Source organism: Chryseobacterium arthrosphaerae, from assembly GCF_001684965.1.
Taxonomy (GTDB): domain Bacteria; phylum Bacteroidota; class Bacteroidia; order Flavobacteriales; family Weeksellaceae; genus Chryseobacterium; species Chryseobacterium arthrosphaerae.
Genome location: NZ_MAYG01000001.1, coordinates 649103 through 667243 on the forward strand (window position 1 = coordinate 649103; position 18141 = coordinate 667243).

The window sequence follows — 18141 nt, forward strand, 5'->3', positions numbered from 1 at the left end:
CAGGGTCTTTAACTTTTGTTTCTTTTGTTTGAAGACAAAAGAAAAATAAAAAAACAAAAAAATGAATTTATTCAACGTATATCCATTATTTAATATAAATCCGGTTAAAGCTCAGGGATCTTTTCTCTGGGATGACAAAGGAGAACAATATCTTGATTTTTATGGCGGTCATGCAGTGATCTCTATCGGGCATAACCATCCGCATTATCAGAATAAACTGAAAGAGCAGTTAGAGAAAATCTCTTTCTATTCCAATTCTGTTCAGAATGAACTGCAGACTGAGCTGGCAGAAAAGTTGGGTGAAATTTCAGGATATGAAAATTATAACCTTTTCCTGTGTAATTCTGGAGCTGAAGCCAATGAGAACGCATTGAAACTGGCTTCTTTTCATAACGGAAAAACAAAAGTCCTTTATTTTTCAGGATCATTTCACGGAAGAACATCTGCTGCGGTTTCGGTTACTGATAACCCGAAGATTGTGGCACCGGTCAACTTTTCAGAAAGATTTATCAAATCAGAATGGAATGATGTGGAACAGCTTGAAGAAACCTTTGCCATTCATGGAAATGAAATCTCTTCTGTGATCATTGAAGGCATTCAGGGAGTAGGAGGAATTATGATTCCAACATCTGAGTTTTTGTCCAAAATCAAAGAATTGTGTGAAAAACATGATGCTGTTCTGATCCTGGATGAGGTGCAGTCGGGATATGGAAGAAGCGGATATTTCTTCGCCCATCAGGAGTTCGGAATAGAGCCGGATATCATTACAACAGCAAAAGGAATGGGGAACGGTTTTCCGGTTGGCGGAGTGCTGATTCATCCTAAATTTGAAGCAAGCAACGGTTTGCTGGGAACAACATTCGGAGGAAATCATCTGGCCTGTGTAGCTTCAATAGCCGTCCTGGACGTAATGAAAGATGAAAACCTTATTGAAAATGCTCAGCAGATGGGTGAGTATATAGAAAATGAAATTAAAGATTTACCTCATATTAAAGCCATCCGAAGGAAAGGACTGATGATCGGAATAGAACTTGACAGAGACTGTTCTGAAGTAAGGAAAAGCTTACTGTTTGATCATCATATTTTTACGGGAAACTCAAATGATAAAGCCGTGTTAAGGATTCTTCCGGCATTGAATATCAAAAAAGAGGAAACAGATCTTTTCATCAATGCTTTGAAAACAGTATTGGAGAAAATTTAAACCACAAAAGTCACAAAAAAGTTTAAACACTTAAATGATTTTAAGAAAATACCAAATGCTTAAGGAGTGTACTTAAGTTTTTGAAAAAATAATAAACTTTTAAAACTCAAGTATTCTAAAGTATTTTAATAAAAACTTTTGTGTCTTTTACGGTCAGATCAACAATGAATGTGTAAACAAAATCTTTAAAATCAATTCAAAAATGAAAAAATTCACCTCTGTAAGTGATGTGGAAAACTTACAGGAAATTATAAAAAAAGCTTTACAGATAAAAGAAAATCCACTTTCCGAAACAGAAAAAGGAAAAGGAAAAACAATAGGACTTGTATTTTTAAACTCAAGCTTAAGAACCCGTTTGAGCAGCCAGATTGCAGCACAGAACTTAGGCCTGAATGTATTGACGTTAAATGCGGCACAGGAAGCCTGGAACCTTGAGTTCGCTGACGGCGCGGTAATGAATGGAGATACCGTAGAACATATCAAAGATGCCATCGAGGTTCTTAATCAATATTGTGATATCATTGCCGTACGTTGCTTTGCAGGAATGAAAAGTAAAGAAGATGATGTAAATGAAAGCATTCTGAGCCAGTTCGAGCAACATGCGAAAGTGCCGGTTGTTTCTTTGGAATCGGCAACACGTCACCCGTTACAAAGCCTTGCAGACTGCATTACCATTACCGAAAACTGGAAAAAAGAACATAAACCGAAAGTAGTTCTTACCTGGGCACCGCATATTAAACCGATCGCCCAGGCCGTTGGAAATTCTTTTGCAGAATGGATGCAGGAAATGGATGTGGAATTTGTTATCACAAATCCTGAAGGTTATGATTTGGATCCTGCATTTACAAAAGATACAAAAGTGATCCACAATCAGGATGAAGCATTGAAAGATGCAGATTTTATCTATGTGAAAAACTGGTCTTCATTCGATGATTATGCTGCAATGCCGGAAGTGAAAGAAAACTGGATGCTGACGAATGAAAAACTGGAAAATACCAATCAGGCCAAAGTAATGCACTGTTTACCCGTTCGCCGTAATGTAGAATTGAGTGATGAGGTAATGGACGGAGAAAATTCCATTATCTACCAGCAGGCAAAGAACCGTATTTTCTCTGCACAGGCTGTATTCAGTGAAATCCTGAACAATATAAAATAACAATATCCAAAAAGTCCCGAAGGGACGTCTTAATCCCAAGATTGGATGAAGTCAGTAATTTTGAGGAATATAAAATAACAATACCCAAAAAGTCCCGAAGGGACGTCTTAATCCCAAGATTGGATAAAGTCAGTAATTTTGAGCAATATAAAATAACAATATCCAAAAAGTCCCGAAGGGACGTCTTAATCCCAAGATTGGATGAAGTCAGTAATTTTGAGCAATATAAAATAACAATACTCAAAAAGTCCCGAAGGGACGTCTTAATCCCAAGATTGGATGAAGTCAGTAATTTTGAGCAATATAAAATAACAATATCCAAAAAGTCCCGAAGGGACGTCTTAATCCCAAGATTGGATGAAGTCCAATAAACCATCACATGAAACAGAAAATATACATCGTAAAAATAGGCGGAGCGCTCATTGATGATGAGCGGTTGCTGGATCAGTTTTTAGATCAGTTTTCAGGTATTAAAGAAAAGAAAATCCTTGTTCACGGCGGAGGGAAACTGGCAACAACTCTGGCTGATAAGCTTGGTATAGAACAGAAAATGATCAACGGAAGGAGGATTACGGATAAAGATACTCTGGATATTGTAACGATGGTGTATGCAGGAGGGATCAATAAAAATATTGTTGAAAAACTACAGCAGAAAAAATGTAATGCCATAGGATTTTCCGGGGCAGACGGAAATTTAATTAAGGCAAAAAAGAGAGAACATCCTGAAATTGATTTCGGATTTGTGGGAGATATTAATAAGAAAAGTGTGAACAGGAAACTTGTTTCAAAATTAATCAAACTTGATCTTGTTCCTGTGTTTTCTGCAATTACACACGATAAAAAAGGGAACCTTTTCAATACCAATGCAGATACCATTGCCTCGGTGATGGCTCAGGCACTGTCTGAGAAATATGAAGTTGAATTACTGTATTGTTTCGACAAAGAAGGTGTTTTAGAAGATGTGAATGATCCTGAATCTGTTATAAAAAGTGTAAACGAACAGGAATTTACCACATTGAAAGAAGAAGGAAAATTGCACAAAGGAATTTTGCCCAAACTTGAAAACGCTCTTGGAGCGATAAAAAATAATGTAAATAAAGTGTTTCTGATCAAGGAAACCGAACTGAAAAACCATATAGAGAATCATCATGCAGGAACTGAAATCTGTTTATAATAAAGAAGAGTTGTTGAATAATGCCGTTGGATTGCTTAAAAATCTGATTGAAATCCCTTCATTCAGCAAAGATGAATTCAATACCTCGGTAGAGATCGAGAATTTTTTCAAAAAACATCAGATCCCGACCAAACGTTTTAAAAACAACATCTGGGCAGTTAACAAAAACTTTGATGTATTTAAACCGTCAGTTTTATTGAATACTCATCATGATACCGTAAAACCCAACAAGGCTTACACGCTCGATCCGTTTGTGCCCGTTGAAAAAGACGGCAAACTCTATGGGTTGGGAAGCAACGATGCCGGAGCTTCACTGGTATCTATGGCTCAGGTTTTTTTACATTTTTATGAGAAAGAAGATTTAAAATATAATTTAGTGATTGCTTTGACGGCAGAGGAGGAGATTTCTGGTTTTGACGGAATTGAGGCCCTGTTTCCACAGCTTCCCAATATTGAACTCGCCATTGTAGGAGAACCCACGCAGATGAATCTGGCGATTGCAGAAAAAGGATTGCTTGTGATAGACGGGGAAATGAAGGGGACTCCTTCTCATGCTGCTCATCCTAATGATGATAATTCCATCGTGAAATGTATGCAGGATCTGCAGAATATTTTAAACTTTAAATTTCCTAAAGTTTCAGAATATCTGGGAGAAGTTAAAATTACTTTATCAGGGATCCATGCAGGAGTTCAGCATAATGTAGTGCCGGAATCATGCAACTTCACATTAGATGTAAGGGTAACCGACGAATATTCTAATAAAGAAGCCTTTGAAATCATTCAGTCGCAGATGAAATCTACCCTCACTGCGAGGTCTTTCAGGCTGAATTCCTCAAAGATCGAAATGGATCATCCGTTTGTAAAAGCAGGATTGGAAATGGGCAGGACAACATATGGTTCTCCTACATCCTCAGATCAGGCGATTATTCCATGTACCTCAGTGAAAATGGGGCCTGGAGACAGCAGGCGCTCCCATACAGCGGATGAATTCATCTATATAAACGAAATAGAAGAAGGAATTGATATCTACATCCGGGTTTTGGAGAAAGTGTTATAAAGGATGGAAGCGGGAAGAAAAAGAAGGAAGTGGTGATTAATTTTCAGTCTCCGGCTTCAACCTTCTGGCTCAATAAATATTTTGACTAACGCTCAGCAAGCGATAAAGTTTACATTTTTAATAAAGATTTATGCAAAAATGACCATTGAAAATTGTGACTTTACAGAATAAGGAAATGTTTTTTTATAGTTAATAAATAATAAGGATAGTCTTGCTGGGCTTGTCAAAATCAGTCAAAAAATTTTAAATCGGGCTGTGATCAGATCGTTATCGATAGTACAGCCTTAAAAATCAATCATTACTTATGAAAAAAATATGGCAAAAGGATGACCTGGCCACTAATATATTAGTCAATAATTTTACAGTAGGGAAAGACCTCGATTTTGATGAGCGTCTGGCTAAATATGATGTCAAAGGCTCTATGGCTCACTGTAAAATGCTTGCAGAGACAGGGATTATATCAGAAGAAGAATCAGTACAGATGCTGGCTGTTTTAGATGATATTTTAAATACAATTGAGAATGGGACTTTTGAAATTGATAAAGAAGCTGAGGATATCCATTCTCAGATAGAAGCAATCCTGATTGCAGAATTGGGAGACACAGGAAAGAAAATTCATACGGCAAGATCCAGAAATGATCAGATTCTGCTGGATATCAAATTGTATCTGTTGGATGAGATCCGTGAGATCACAGCGCTTACGGATGAGTTCTTCCAGATTCTGATTCAGCTGGCAGATCAGCACAAAAACATACTGCTTCCGGGGTATACCCATTTGCAGATCGCAATGCCTTCCTCTTTCGGATTATGGTTCGGAGCGTATGCAGAAGCCCTTTTGGATGATGTGGAAATGCTGTTCTCGGTGAAGAATATCATCAATAAAAACCCGTTGGGATCAGCGGCAGGATATGGCTCTTCATTTCCGATCAATCGTGAGAGTACAACCTACAATCTGGGGTTCCAGTCAATGAATTATAATTCGGTGTATGCTCAGATGACCCGTGGTAAGTCTGAAAAAATGCTGGCAATGGCAATGGCTACCTTGGCGGGAACCCTTGGGAAGTTTGCTTATGATGTTTGCCTGTATCTGAATCAGAATTTTGATTTTATCAGCTTTCCGAAAGAATTTACAACAGGAAGCAGCATTATGCCGCATAAGAAGAATCCGGATATTTTTGAGCTGGTTCGTGCAAGATGCAACAGAATCCAGTCGCTCCCGAACGAACTGATCCTGCTGACGAATAATCTGCCGTCAGGATATCACAGAGATGTGCAGCTGACCAAAGAAATTCTTTTTCCGGCGATTGACTCCTTAAAGGAATGTCTGGAAATACTAAGCTATACCTTACCTAATATTAAGGTGAAAGACGGAATTCTGGAAGATGAAAAGTATAAATACCTGTTCAGTGTAGAAAAGATCAATGAAGAAGTCAAAAACGGAAGCTCATTCCGTGATGCTTATGTGAAAGTGGGGCAGGAGATCGAGAATAATGAATTTGAATTTGAGCCGGGAAATCTGGACCATACCCATCAGGGAAGTATCGGAAACCTTTGCCTGGATAAAATAGAATACCAGTTCAATAAACTGAAGAACAAATTATTGGGTTAGAATCTGAACCATTAAGATCAAGGCACCTTAAGCTGAATGAGCAGCAATTTAAAAAATTACTTTAATACTGTCTTACACATTCGTTTGTGAATCCTTAATCTTAATAAATCTTATAGCTTAAGAGATCTTAATGGTTGGATTTTATTCCGCTCTTTGAATTTGATGATTGATGAACAGAACCATTAAGGTAGATGAAAAACTTATGGTCTATTAGGAAACCTGTGATTTTTTAGCAGCATTGTCTTAAAATTCGTTTACGAATTATACTTCTCACCACTAGCTCTCAATGGTTTGATAAAAAGGATTATTCCAGATCGATTTTAAATTTCGTGGATTTTTTTACTTCATGAAGAACAATGGAACTGTGGTACTGCCCGATATTGGGAAGATTGGAAATAACACTTACTGCAAATTCATTATAAGAGTTGATATCCTTTGCGATAATTTTCAGCATATAATCATACTCGCCGGAAAGACTGGTGATCTCCTGAACCTCATCGTATTTGGAAATGTTTTTCTCAAAAGTCTCCAGTACTTTTTTAGATTGCTCCTTAAGACGCACATTACAATATACAATAATGTTCAACCCCAGTTTTTCACGGTTTAAAAGACCTACATACTTTTCAATGACTCCCTGCTTCTCCAGCTGTTTGATTCTTTCATACGTAGGAGTGAAGGTAAGACCTATCTTTTCGGAAATTTCCTTAACAGATAAAGTAGAGTCTTCCTGAATAATGCTGAGAATCATTTTGTCTTTTAAATCCATATACTAAACTTGAGTTGTAACAAAAATATTAATTTTAAATGAGAATAAGGAAGTACTGAAGTTTTTAATTTATTTTAAACTTAATTTTTGTGGGTTCATAAAATTGTTGTATCTTTGCACCTAATGAATAAAAAAGCATTTATATCATTAGATTTACCGGGCGAAAGCGCCCTTTACGATATTTATTGTTATTAAGCGAAGATAGTTGTCTTCGCTTTTTTTATGCCCAAAAATAAGAATTATGTTTACGATTACAGAACTAAGCACCGAGAGAATCAACAGTATACTGACAGAAGCAATGGCTTTTGCAAACGGTAAAACTGCCAAAATTGAAGGAGAAGTTTTTTGCTCAAACCTTTTCTTCGAAGACAGCACAAGAACGAAAACAAGTTTTGATCTTGCAGAAAGAAAACTGGGACTTCAGGTAGTTCCTTTTGATGCCTCGCACAGCTCTGTAAATAAAGGTGAGAGTCTTTATGATACTGTAAAAACCATTGAAAGCATAGGCGTAAACCTTGTGGTGATCCGTGATAAGAAAGACAGATACTTTGAGGAACTGAAGAATATCAGCATTCCGGTAATCAACGGGGGAGACGGAACAGGTAACCATCCTTCACAGTGTATGCTGGACCTGCTGACAATCTACCAGGAATTCGGAAAATTTGAAGGATTGAAAGTAGGAATTGTAGGAGATGTAAAACACAGCCGTGTAGCCAATTCAAATGCAGAAGCTTTAAGAAGGTTAGGCGCTAAAGTATATTTTTCAGGACCGGAACAATGGTTTGACGAAGGTGCTCTGATCAACGGAACCTACCTTTCAGTAGATGAGCTGATCGCTGAAGTGGATGTTCTGATGTTACTGAGAATCCAGCACGAAAGACATGACTCTGCCATGAGCTTCACCGCTTCCGAATATCATAAAAGATACGGGTTGACCAAAGAAAGAGAACAGGCTATGAAAAAAGAAGCGATCATCATGCATCCGGCACCCATCAACAGAGGTGTTGAGATAGACTCAGACTTAGTGGAGTGCGAAAGATCAAGAGTATTCAAACAAATGCAGAACGGAGTATTCGCCAGAATGGCAATCCTTAAAGAAGCACTGGAAGAAAAAGGGTTTACCTTTAAATAGCTAATAGCCAGGGTAAAAATAGGCGAGCCCCGTAGGGGCGACCTGTTAATAGCAAGGGGTGAAGCCCCTGCAACAAAAGAAAAAATATAATATGAGCCCCGTAGGGGCGACCTGTTAATAAAAAAGAAAATCTAAATAGAAAAAATGAAGAAAAAATTAATACTGGAGTCCGGTGAAGTGTTTCATGGAGAAGGTTTCGGAGCAGATTTGGAAACTGCAGGGGAAGTAGTTTTCAATACCGGAATGACAGGGTATCAGGAATTGATCTCTGACCCGTCTTACTGTGGTCAGATAGTTTGTATGACCTATCCGCTTATCGGGAATTATGGTATTAACCGTGATGATTATGAAAGTATCGAGCCGGCAATCAAGGGGCTTATCGTAAAAGAACTTTGCGACCTGCCTTCCAATTTCCGTACTCAGATCACTTTAGATGAATTATTTAAAAAGAAAAACCTTTCCGGAATCTCAGGAATCGATACAAGAAGACTGACAAGAATTCTGCGTAACTCAGGAGTAGTGAAAGGAAAAATTGTGAATGCAGATGCCGATGAAAACGCTGTAGCTTCAGAATTGAAATCAACCAGCTTCCCAACAAATCAGGTAGAGGAGGTTTCTACAAAAACACCGTATGCCAACCCTAACAGAGGTTTCAAAGTGGTATTGGTGGATTTTGGAGCAAAATTAGGGATCATCAGAGAATTATCTCAAAGAAACTGTGATATCATTGTAGTTTCTCAGGATACTACGGCAGAAGAAATCCTGCTGATGAATCCGGACGGAATCATGTTATCCAACGGCCCTGGTGACCCGGAAGATGTACCACATGCTTTAGATATGATCCGTGGCTTATTGGGAAAAGTCCCGATCTTCGGAATCTGTTTAGGACATCAGCTGATCGGTCTTGCTTGCGGAGCTAAAACATTCAAACTGAAATTCGGTCACAGAGGAGGAAACCATCCTGTATTGGATTTAGAGAAAAACAAAGTAGCAATCACGTCTCAGAACCATGGGTATGCTGTAGATCAGGAAAGTTTAAAAGGAACAGACCTTATTGAAACACACATTGCATTGAATGACAGAACAAACGAAGGTCTGAAACACAAAATTCACCCTTGTTTCTCCGTTCAGTATCACCCTGAGGCGAGCCCGGGACCTGAAGATGCAAACTACTTATTTGACGAGTTTATTCAAATGATGGAAGATTTTAAGAAGTAAGACACCCCATTTGTCATTCTGAATGAAGCAGAAGCGGAATGAAGAATCTTAACAATAGAATTAGATTCCTCGGAATGACAAAGTGTGTTAATTCAATTTAAATAAAAAGCATAATGCTGGAAGTTTAAATTCAAACTTTTAGTATCTAAAAAAAGAAAAATGGCAAAACGTACAGATATAAAAACAATTTTAGTAATCGGTTCAGGACCTATCATCATCGGTCAGGCAGCTGAATTTGATTACGCAGGAACGCAGGCTTGTCTGTCTCTGAAAGAAGAAGGCTACAAGGTTATTTTGATCAACTCAAACCCTGCAACGATCATGACGGATGTGGAAATCGCTGATAAAGTATATATCGAGCCGATTTCACTACAGTTTGTAAGCCACATCATCAGAAAAGAACGTCCGGATGCATTACTGCCTACTCTTGGAGGCCAGACAGGTCTGAATATGGCAGTAGAACTGGAGAAATCAGGAATTCTTGAAGAATGCAAAGTGGAAGTACTGGGAACCAAGCTTTCTGCCATCAACAGAGCAGAAGACAGAGACCTTTTCCGTGAGCTGATGAGAGAATTGAACGAACCGGTTCCTGAATCTGATATCGTAAATACGGTAGAAGGAGCATTGGCTTTCGCAGATGAGATCGGATATCCTGTAATTGTTCGTCCTGCCTTTACCATGGGAGGTACAGGAGGTGGTATCGCTTCCACTGAAGCAGAATTAAAAGAAATTGCAGAACTGGGATTAAAGCATAGCCCGGTGACACAATGTCTTATCGAGAAATCAATTGCAGGTTTCAAAGAAATAGAATATGAAGTAATGCGTGATGCAAACGACAACGCTATTGTAGTTTGTAACATGGAAAATATTGACCCGGTAGGAGTTCACACCGGTGACTCCATCGTAGTGGCGCCTTCTCAGACTCTTTCAGACAGAGAATATCAGTTGTTGAGAAATGCTTCTTTAAAGATCATCAGAGCATTGGGAATTGAAGGAGGATGTAACGTACAGTTAGCTTTAGACCCACATTCATTCGATTATTATATCATTGAGGTAAACCCGAGAGTTTCCCGTTCATCAGCACTGGCAAGTAAGGCAACAGGCTATCCGATTGCAAAAATTGCTGCAAAGATTGCTGTAGGATTAACGCTGGATGAAATCATGAACCCGGTAACAGGAAAAACATACGCATGTTTCGAGCCTGCTCTTGACTATGTGGTAACCAAATTCCCAAGATTCCCGTTCGATAAATTCGAAACAGCAGACAGAAGACTTTCTACTCAGATGAAAGCTACCGGAGAAGTAATGGCCATCGGAAGAAACTTCGAAGAATCTCTGCAGAAGGCAATCCGTTCACTGGAAACAGGGATCAAGCATTTAGGATTAAAAACAAAACAGGCTCAGGCCCTTACTGCTGAGGAAATCGAAAGAAGAATCAGAGTGTGTGATGATGAGAGGTTATTCATTATCGGAGATGCTTTAAGAAGAGGATATGATTGGGAGCAGATTGTAGAATGGAGTAAAATCGACAAATTCTTTATCTGGAAACTGAAAAAGCTGGTTGATTTCGAAAAAGTAATCGCTGCCAACAAATTTGATAAAGAAACATTAACTGAAGCGAAGAAACTGGGTTTTGCCGATATCAACATTGCAGTTCTTTGGGAGGTAACAGAGCGTGAAGTCTTCAATTTCAGAAAAGAAAACGGAGTAATGCCGGTTTACAAAATGGTAGATACCTGTGCAGCAGAATTCGAATCTGAAACACCTTACTTCTACGGAACATACGAGGAAGAAAACGAAAGCGTGGTTTCAGCTAAAGAGAAGATCATCGTATTAGGGTCCGGACCTATCAGAATCGGGCAGGGAGTTGAATTTGACTACGCAACGGTTCACTCTGTTTGGGCAATCAAAGAAATGGGGTATGAAGCGATCATCATCAACAACAACCCTGAAACGGTTTCCACAGACTTCTCAATCTCAGATAAACTATACTTCGAGCCGCTTACAGAAGAGGATGTGATGAACATCATCGAGCTTGAAAAACCTAAAGGGGTAGTCGTACAGTTTGGTGGGCAGACAGCGATCAACCTTGCAGATAAATTAGCTTCTCACGGAGTACAGATCCTGGGAACTTCACTGGAAGATCTTGACAGAGCTGAAAACAGAGATAAATTTGAGAAAGCTTTACAGGAAATGGGTATTCCTCAACCAAAAGGAAGAACTTCCACTTCTAAAGAAGAAGCGATAAAAATCGCCAATGAAATCGGTTACCCGGTATTGGTACGTCCAAGCTACGTTTTAGGAGGTAGAGCAATGGAAATCGTATATGCTGAAGCAGAATTGGCCCACTATATGGAACATGCGGTAGACGCAAGCCCTGAGCACCCTGTTTTGGTTGACAAATACATGGTAGGAAAAGAAATCGAAGTAGATGCCATCTGCGACGGTGAAACAGTAGTGATTCCGGGAATTATGGAGCACATCGAAAGAGCAGGAGTTCACTCCGGAGACTCTATCGCAGTATATCCGCCACAGAATATCTCCCAGAGCGAAATCGATACTTTGGTAGATTATACAAAGAGACTCGCAAAAGGACTGAATGTAATCGGGTTGATGAATATCCAGTACGTTCTTTTCGAAGGAAATGTATATGTGATCGAAGTAAACCCACGTTCTTCAAGAACAGTTCCTTTCTTATCCAAAATTACAGATGTTCCGATGGCCAACCTTGCTACAAAAGCAATTTTAGGACAAAAACTGAAAGATCTGGGCTACGAAAACGGATTGGTTCCGAACAAAGAAGGAGTATTTGTGAAAGTACCTGTATTCTCATTCTCTAAACTAACGAAAGTTGATATCTCCTTAGGCCCTGAAATGAAGTCTACCGGAGAGGTAATGGGGAAAGATACCACTCTGGAAAAAGCACTTTACAAAGGTCTTGTAGCAGCAGGCAGAAAAGTTCCTATGCACGGGTCCATCCTGTTCACGGTAGCAGATAAGCACAAGCAGGAAGCTGCTGATCTGGCTGCAAGATTCCATGAGGTAGGATTCAGAATCTGGGCTACGGAAGGAACAGCGAAATTCTTTGAAGAAAAAGGAATTCCTTGCAAAATAGGATACAAAATCGGAGAAGAGGACGTCAACCTTATCGACCTGATCCAGAAAGGAAAAGTTCAGTATGTGGTCAATACCACTACAAAAGGAAAACAGGCAGAAAGAGACGGATTCCAGATCAGAAGAATGAGCGTAGAGAACGGTGTACCTTGTTTAACTTCAATGGATACGGTAGAAGCGATCCTGAAAGTAATCGAGAGCATGAGCTTCAAGATGGAAACGATGTAATCGTTAGCCAATAAATATTTAAAACGTACCTTAATGAATAATTGGGGTGCGTTTTTATTTTTAAACCTAACAGGTTTTCAAAACCTGTTAGGTTTAGTTTTGAATTCCTCTTAAAAATACTGTTCCTGTACACATGTAAAATCAACATAAGCACACATTTTATTTGAATGGCAAATCTGAGTATCTTTACAAGTTAATAGACCATATCGGGAGTTTGAGATGAAAGATAAATTACACATTATTTACAAACCATTTTTTCTTATTGCGTTAGGTTTTCTTGTTACCTATACCTTTTTACACTGGTTACTATTTATAAAAGCAGGAATCCCATTAAAAGAAAATATCATAAAATTCTGGTTACCTTTTGGACTGCCTTATATTCCTGTTTTGATTTGGTTGCGTCCAAGAATAAAACTGTTGAAATTCAAAAATGAAAATGCTTCGTTTTTCTATCAGCTTTTGGCTTGTATTGCTATTGCTGTTCCCACGATAATTGCACAGGAGTATTTGGTTACTTCAACAGGGGAGCTAACTAAGCTTGACCATATTTCGCAACTGTCAAAAATTAAGGATACAAAATTTTATGCTCTCAAAAATTATGATATAGATAAGCAGCATATTGCGATACAAAATACAGTTTCTGTGTCAGGAAGGTATAATGAAAAATTTGATATGTTTATTTATGTTGTGATGCCGATTTTAGATAATAAATCCGGTACAAATAATCATATTCATCAATATTGGCTTGGTAAAAAATATTTCAAACAAGTCAGCAACAGACTTTCCGACGAGGAAAAAGAAAGAGAATACAAATTATTTGCAGAAGAGTCAGAAAAAAACTTTGATACAGCAAATTTTAATAGATTCTCTTATTTAGAAAAAATTGGTAATACGGAGGACCATGATGAATACAATAAAGCACTTGAGAAAATAGAAAAATATTCATCAACTGATAACATTATCTTTGAACCAAAAACTGAGCCTTTTGAAGTTCGGAACGGTAAAAAACTTTCTTGGATTCTGGGTTCGTTAGGAATTGGACTTTTAAGCTATTTTATCCTTTTACTGTTTCCTAAGTTTCAGGAAAAAGAATTAGAAACTTTTAAAAAAAGTGGTAAAGCTGGAAATAATGATGATTTGAAGGAATTATTGGACGTTTTTATTCCAAAAGAAGGATTTTTTATAACTCCAATCCTTATTAACCTGAATATATTGATATACATTATAATGGTTGTTTCAGGTTTGGGATTGATATCATTCAAAAGTGATGATTTATTAAAATGGGGAGCTAATTTCAGACCTTTAATTATTGAGGGGCAATGGTGGCGCTTGCTGACAAATATATTTTTGCACGGTGGAATAATACATATTGCAAACAATATGATGGCACTTTTTTTTGTCGGAATTTTCATTGAGCCTCTGTTGGGTAGAGCAAGGTATTTCCTGTTATATCTTGTAACAGGAGTTTTGGCAAGTATAACAAGTACTTTATGGTATAATGGAGTGATAAGCGTGGGGGCTTCAGGAGCAATATTCGGACTTTATGGTTTTGTTTTGGCTTGTTTGTTAATGAAAATATTTTCACCTGAATTTGGGAGAATATTTTTAATTATTACACTTGTATTTGTAGGTATTAGCCTGATTATGGGACTTATGGGGGGAATTGATAATGCTGCTCATATTGGTGGACTTGTAAGCGGATTTTTGATTGGAATTATAACTTTAGGAAAGTTGAAAAAAGAATTGGCAGCCAAGGGTATAGATGAAACAGAAGACGAAACAAAATAAAATGTGATGCTATTTGTGTATATTAGGATTCTAAATTAATTGATAAGGTTTTGAAATTGAGTAATTGTCTGTGATGCCATGATTAAAAATGTGACTGTCTTTTTTGTTACTGTCTCTATATGTTCCTGTACAGCAAAAAAAACTGCTGAGAATCCTGCTGAATTCCAGAAATATGAATTAGCCTATAATACCATTACCCATAAGTTTAACCAGGAAAAACCATTTCTCAAAGAATACCATTCTGATGCATCCGGAGTGAAAATAATACCTGAAATCTATAAAATTCAGAACTATGCCATTTATGGAAGTGAGAATTTTAAAAATGAAAATTCATTTTCGAATTCAATGATCAGAAAACTTTCAGAAAAATATACAAAATCGGACTGGCGAAAAGACCATAAGTACAGAACCATACCCATTTCTGAGTTGAAGAAATTCCATGGGCCATTACAGTATATATATTTCTCGGAAATCAGAAATGATTCATTGAGAGCTGAAATTTTAGCCAACCCGTTCACCGGATATTCTATGACAAAAGGAGAGCATTATTTAATTATATTCCAAAATAATAAGATCAAATCCGTTCAAAAGAATGTCAGCCATTATGATTGAAAATGATATTGGTCTGTAGCAACCATTTGTTATTAAAACCTGCTAGATTACTTATACCTTTTTATTACACAAAAGTGCTATTTCTTGCTTCAATCATTTAAGGTAACTTCGAATAAAATATTCTGAGAAATAGTTACAGATTATTGAGCATTTTTCCGTAATTTTTAATTGCTTTTTTTAAGAATACTTATCAGGGAAATTGTTGGTTGTTGAGGTGTTCATGGCATACTTTACAGTATATTGATGGTAAGTCAGGCGTAGTTTCAGTTTCTCTGGTTTTTTGAATGAATAACCCTAAAAACTTATACTATGTTTAATTTTTTAAATACTGGGGAAACAAAAGCGGTCATTGTGGACAGGCTGGCGAATCAGTATGATCAGATCATCAAAGATCACAATAAACTTGAAGAATTACGTTCGTTAAATTATCCCCTCATCAATCTGGAGGATGATCAGAAACGTTTTGAAATCAGAATGGCCCGTGAGGATATTAATTTTCGTCTGGGCATTGAAAAAATAATCGGAGGCAATGATCTTGTAGACATTGTAAACCTTTCAAAAATACTTCAGATTTCCCAATCAGTGTGCAGAATTTTGTATAACAACCAACCTTTGGGATCCGGGTTTTTAATCAATGGAAATATTTTAATCACCAATAATCATGTGATTTCCAGTAAAGAAGAATGTGCAAACATTAAAGCCGAGTTTTTCTATGAAATTGACGAAGAAGGGAGGATCCTGAATCCTATCCAGTTCAGGCCCGAACCGGAAACGTTTTTCTTTACTTCAGATATTGAAAAGAAACCCGGAGATGAGTTTTCAGGATTAGACTTTACGATGGTGGCATTAGAAGAACTTAACGTTAAGGGAAAAAAGATTACGGATATCCCTTCTTTGGAAATAGACGGTAACGCAGGTAAAATAACGAAAGGCGGAACATGTATCATCATACAGCATCCCAATGGCCAGCCTAAAAAGACCTCCCTGAATAACAATTCTTTTTTTTCAGAAACCCAGGACCTTATTATGTATGAAACCGATTCTTTGTCGGGGTCATCAGGCGCGCCGGTCATAGCATTAGATACCTGTGAGATAGTAGCCCTGCATCAGACAGGCGTGCCTAAAATGGACGATAATAAAAGACCTCTTACAAAATCAGGAGCTGTTGCCACCTTAGATACACCGGATGATGAAATTGAATGGGTAGCCAATGCCGGAATTCGTATCAGCAGAATACTGGAATTGCTGCAAAAGAAAAATTTTGATGATCCGGCGCACAACCTTAAGAAAAATGAAATTCTTGCAAGAACCCATAAAATCAAAAAAGAACTCAGAGAAGTTGTTAAGAATCAGCCGGAAATCTCTCTTGCTGAAGCAAAGAATGAAGCCCAAAAACTGAAGGAGACAGTTCCGGTGGTTGATCATCAGGTGGTGAACACAAATAAAGCTGCAGATATTGCGGATGAATCAAAAAAGTTTCCATTCATTATTCTTGCCAAAAACAGCCCTGAGAATTTTGACAGGCTAGAGGCAGAACTTGTATTGAACTATGGCAGAGATTTCAGTCTCAGTCTTGCCACCCCGGTTTCTGCAAAAGAAGGTGAAGAAGAATTATTTGTGCTGGATATTTCTGCCGGTGGCAAAAATCCGAACGAATTTGCCAGAGAATTACTTTCACTGGAAGAAATTATGCATGCAGAATATGACAGTGAAATTTATCTGAATATGGAAGTGACCTATGAAGAAGAATTTAAGGCATTGGAGAGCTCAGGTTCAAAAGACTTTAACAACGAAAAACATTTTCTTGAATTATACAGCCAATCCAGTCAATATGTAAGAGGAAAGTCCAAGGAAGATTACAGGAAATGGAACTGGGAAGCCGTGAATTATAAAGGAGGTATAACAGATGTCATCGGAAATTCAGTAAAAATTGTCCAGTTTGACACAGGCTATTCTCATCATCCGAAAAATTACGGATCGTTTGACCTTACAGAAGACTTTGATTTTGTAGATAATGATGACAACTCAAGGGAGGAAGAACACCACAAAATATTTACCCTGGCAGATGCAGGCCACGGTGCCAGAACAGGAAGTATTATTATTGGAAACCTTTATTCTGATGCAGAAGAAAACGGCAATCGGGGGTTAATAAATCAAAATGGCGTTAAACTCATTCCTTACCGGGTTGCACAGGATGTTGTGATCATAGGAAGACAGGAAGAACTCGCCAAAGCAGTTGATGCAGCCATTGCAACCGGAGCAAAAGTAATTACCACAAGTATGGGATTACCACCTACAATGACGACCTATAACCTGTCCAAAAAAGTCTATGAAAGAGGGATTATATGGTGTTGTGCGGCAGGTAATGAAGTAAAAGAAGTTGTTGCACCCGCAGTACATCCGGGAACCATTGCCGTTGCAGCATCTAATCCTGATGACAGAGAATGGAAGGGATCCTGCAGAGGAGAAACCGTAGATATTACAGCTCCGGGAATGCATGTATATGTCCCGAAATCCTTACAACAAGATTCCGGGCTGTTCCGCTACGGAATGGCATATGGCCACGGAACAAGCTATGCCGCTCCCCACGTTTCTTCTGCGGCTGTACTCTGGCTCTACAAAAACAGAGAAGACTTAAAAGGTTATCACGGTTACCAGATTGTTGAAGCCTTCAGAAAAAGTATTAAAGATTCAGCAAGAACCAAACACAGTCTTCCCCGTAGTGGTTTCGGAGCAGGTGTTTTAGATATTGATAAGCTTTTAAAAACCAAGCTTCCGGCTGCTTCCGGCTTAAAAAATGCTTACGATGGTGAAGATATAAACCGTATTGCTATGGGATTCAGAACCGTAGGAGAAAGCTTAAAGATGCTCTGGAACGGAATCATGAGAAGTATTATGACAGGAATCAGAGCTGAAGAAAGCCTTCAGTCTGAAGGCTATGAAATGTCTGATCATGCCAAAAAAGTTGTCTTGCGTAATGCCCCAAAGGGTAAAGCTGCTGTAGAAAGCATAAGTGATAAACAAGACCAGTCGCTGGCCACATTCAATGCGATAAGAGAAAAAGTACTTCACCCATAAAACACCCA

The 18141-nt window shown here is 38.1% G+C and carries 12 protein-coding genes; 11 read left to right on the plus strand and 1 reads right to left on the minus strand.

The window, feature by feature from the left end; all coding sequences use genetic code 11:
- Window positions 1-61 precede the first annotated feature (61 nt).
- From BBI00_RS02865 to argH, 5 genes are all read left to right on the plus strand, one after another.
- Window positions 62-1201 carry an aspartate aminotransferase family protein gene (locus BBI00_RS02865; RefSeq protein ID WP_065397353.1) on the plus strand — a complete coding sequence of 380 codons (1140 nt, stop codon included), beginning with the start codon at window positions 62-64 and terminating at the stop codon, window positions 1199-1201.
- 202 nt (window positions 1202-1403) lie between these two features.
- On the plus strand, window positions 1404-2357 hold the full coding sequence (locus tag BBI00_RS02870) for a Rossmann-fold NAD(P)-binding domain-containing protein (RefSeq protein ID WP_065397354.1): 954 nt from the start codon (window positions 1404-1406) through the stop codon (window positions 2355-2357).
- A gap of 379 nt (window positions 2358-2736) precedes the next feature.
- Window positions 2737-3531 (plus strand): acetylglutamate kinase, encoded by a 795-nt coding sequence (argB, locus tag BBI00_RS02875; protein ID WP_065397355.1) that lies wholly within the window; start codon window positions 2737-2739, stop codon window positions 3529-3531.
- The gene (locus tag BBI00_RS02880) at window positions 3506-4588 is read left to right on the plus strand and encodes a M20 family metallo-hydrolase (RefSeq protein WP_065397356.1); all 1083 of its coding nucleotides are present in this window, start codon (window positions 3506-3508) and stop codon (window positions 4586-4588) included. Before argB ends, BBI00_RS02880 begins: the two co-directional genes overlap by 26 nt.
- Window positions 4589-4892: 304 nt before the next feature.
- Window positions 4893-6197 carry an argininosuccinate lyase gene (argH, locus tag BBI00_RS02885; protein ID WP_065397357.1) on the plus strand — a complete coding sequence of 435 codons (1305 nt, stop codon included), beginning with the start codon at window positions 4893-4895 and terminating at the stop codon, window positions 6195-6197.
- Between the two features lie 304 nt (window positions 6198-6501).
- Here the strand turns inward: argH and BBI00_RS02890 are convergent, their stop codons facing one another.
- Window positions 6502-6963 carry an Lrp/AsnC family transcriptional regulator gene (locus BBI00_RS02890; protein WP_050021307.1) on the minus strand — a complete coding sequence of 154 codons (462 nt, stop codon included), beginning with the start codon at window positions 6961-6963 and terminating at the stop codon, window positions 6502-6504.
- A 241-nt stretch (window positions 6964-7204) separates the two neighbouring features.
- Between BBI00_RS02890 and BBI00_RS02895 the strand changes: the two genes are divergently transcribed.
- The 6 genes from BBI00_RS02895 (at window position 7205) to BBI00_RS02920 (ending at window position 18133) form a co-directional block, all read left to right on the plus strand.
- Window positions 7205-8095 (plus strand): aspartate carbamoyltransferase catalytic subunit, encoded by an 891-nt coding sequence (locus BBI00_RS02895; protein ID WP_065397358.1) that lies wholly within the window; start codon window positions 7205-7207, stop codon window positions 8093-8095.
- A 144-nt stretch (window positions 8096-8239) separates the two neighbouring features.
- Window positions 8240-9313 (plus strand): carbamoyl phosphate synthase small subunit, encoded by a 1074-nt coding sequence (locus BBI00_RS02900; protein WP_065397359.1) that lies wholly within the window; start codon window positions 8240-8242, stop codon window positions 9311-9313.
- A 159-nt stretch (window positions 9314-9472) separates the two neighbouring features.
- Window positions 9473-12655, plus strand: coding sequence for a carbamoyl-phosphate synthase large subunit (gene carB / locus BBI00_RS02905; protein ID WP_065397360.1), 3183 nt, complete (start codon window positions 9473-9475; stop codon window positions 12653-12655).
- Between the two features lie 219 nt (window positions 12656-12874).
- Window positions 12875-14443 (plus strand): rhomboid family intramembrane serine protease, encoded by a 1569-nt coding sequence (locus BBI00_RS02910; protein ID WP_065397361.1) that lies wholly within the window; start codon window positions 12875-12877, stop codon window positions 14441-14443.
- 90 nt (window positions 14444-14533) lie between these two features.
- Window positions 14534-15055 carry a hypothetical protein gene (locus BBI00_RS02915; RefSeq protein WP_123902215.1) on the plus strand — a complete coding sequence of 174 codons (522 nt, stop codon included), beginning with the start codon at window positions 14534-14536 and terminating at the stop codon, window positions 15053-15055.
- Between the two features lie 309 nt (window positions 15056-15364).
- Entirely contained in the window at window positions 15365-18133 is a 2769-nt protein-coding gene (locus tag BBI00_RS02920) for a S8 family serine peptidase (RefSeq protein WP_065397363.1), read from the plus strand.
- Window positions 18134-18141: the final 8 nt, after the last annotated feature.

What these genes read in the sequence shown, in the direction of transcription:
- BBI00_RS02910 (WP_065397361.1), top strand. Translation starts at nt 12,875, where the DNA reads ATGAAAGATAAATTACACATTATTTACAAACCATTTTTTCTTATTGCG.
- BBI00_RS02900 (WP_065397359.1), top strand. Translation starts at nt 8,240, where the DNA reads ATGAAGAAAAAATTAATACTGGAGTCCGGTGAAGTGTTTCATGGAGAA.
- argB (WP_065397355.1), top strand. Translation starts at nt 2,737, where the DNA reads ATGAAACAGAAAATATACATCGTAAAAATAGGCGGAGCGCTCATTGAT.
- argH (WP_065397357.1), top strand. Translation starts at nt 4,893, where the DNA reads ATGAAAAAAATATGGCAAAAGGATGACCTGGCCACTAATATATTAGTC.
- BBI00_RS02880 (WP_065397356.1), top strand. Translation starts at nt 3,506, where the DNA reads ATGCAGGAACTGAAATCTGTTTATAATAAAGAAGAGTTGTTGAATAAT.
- BBI00_RS02895 (WP_065397358.1), top strand. Translation starts at nt 7,205, where the DNA reads ATGTTTACGATTACAGAACTAAGCACCGAGAGAATCAACAGTATACTG.
- BBI00_RS02870 (WP_065397354.1), top strand. Translation starts at nt 1,404, where the DNA reads ATGAAAAAATTCACCTCTGTAAGTGATGTGGAAAACTTACAGGAAATT.
- carB (WP_065397360.1), top strand. Translation starts at nt 9,473, where the DNA reads ATGGCAAAACGTACAGATATAAAAACAATTTTAGTAATCGGTTCAGGA.
- BBI00_RS02865 (WP_065397353.1), top strand. Translation starts at nt 62, where the DNA reads ATGAATTTATTCAACGTATATCCATTATTTAATATAAATCCGGTTAAA.
- BBI00_RS02920 (WP_065397363.1), top strand. Translation starts at nt 15,365, where the DNA reads ATGTTTAATTTTTTAAATACTGGGGAAACAAAAGCGGTCATTGTGGAC.
- BBI00_RS02890 (WP_050021307.1), bottom strand. Translation starts at nt 6,963, where the DNA reads ATGGATTTAAAAGACAAAATGATTCTCAGCATTATTCAGGAAGACTCT.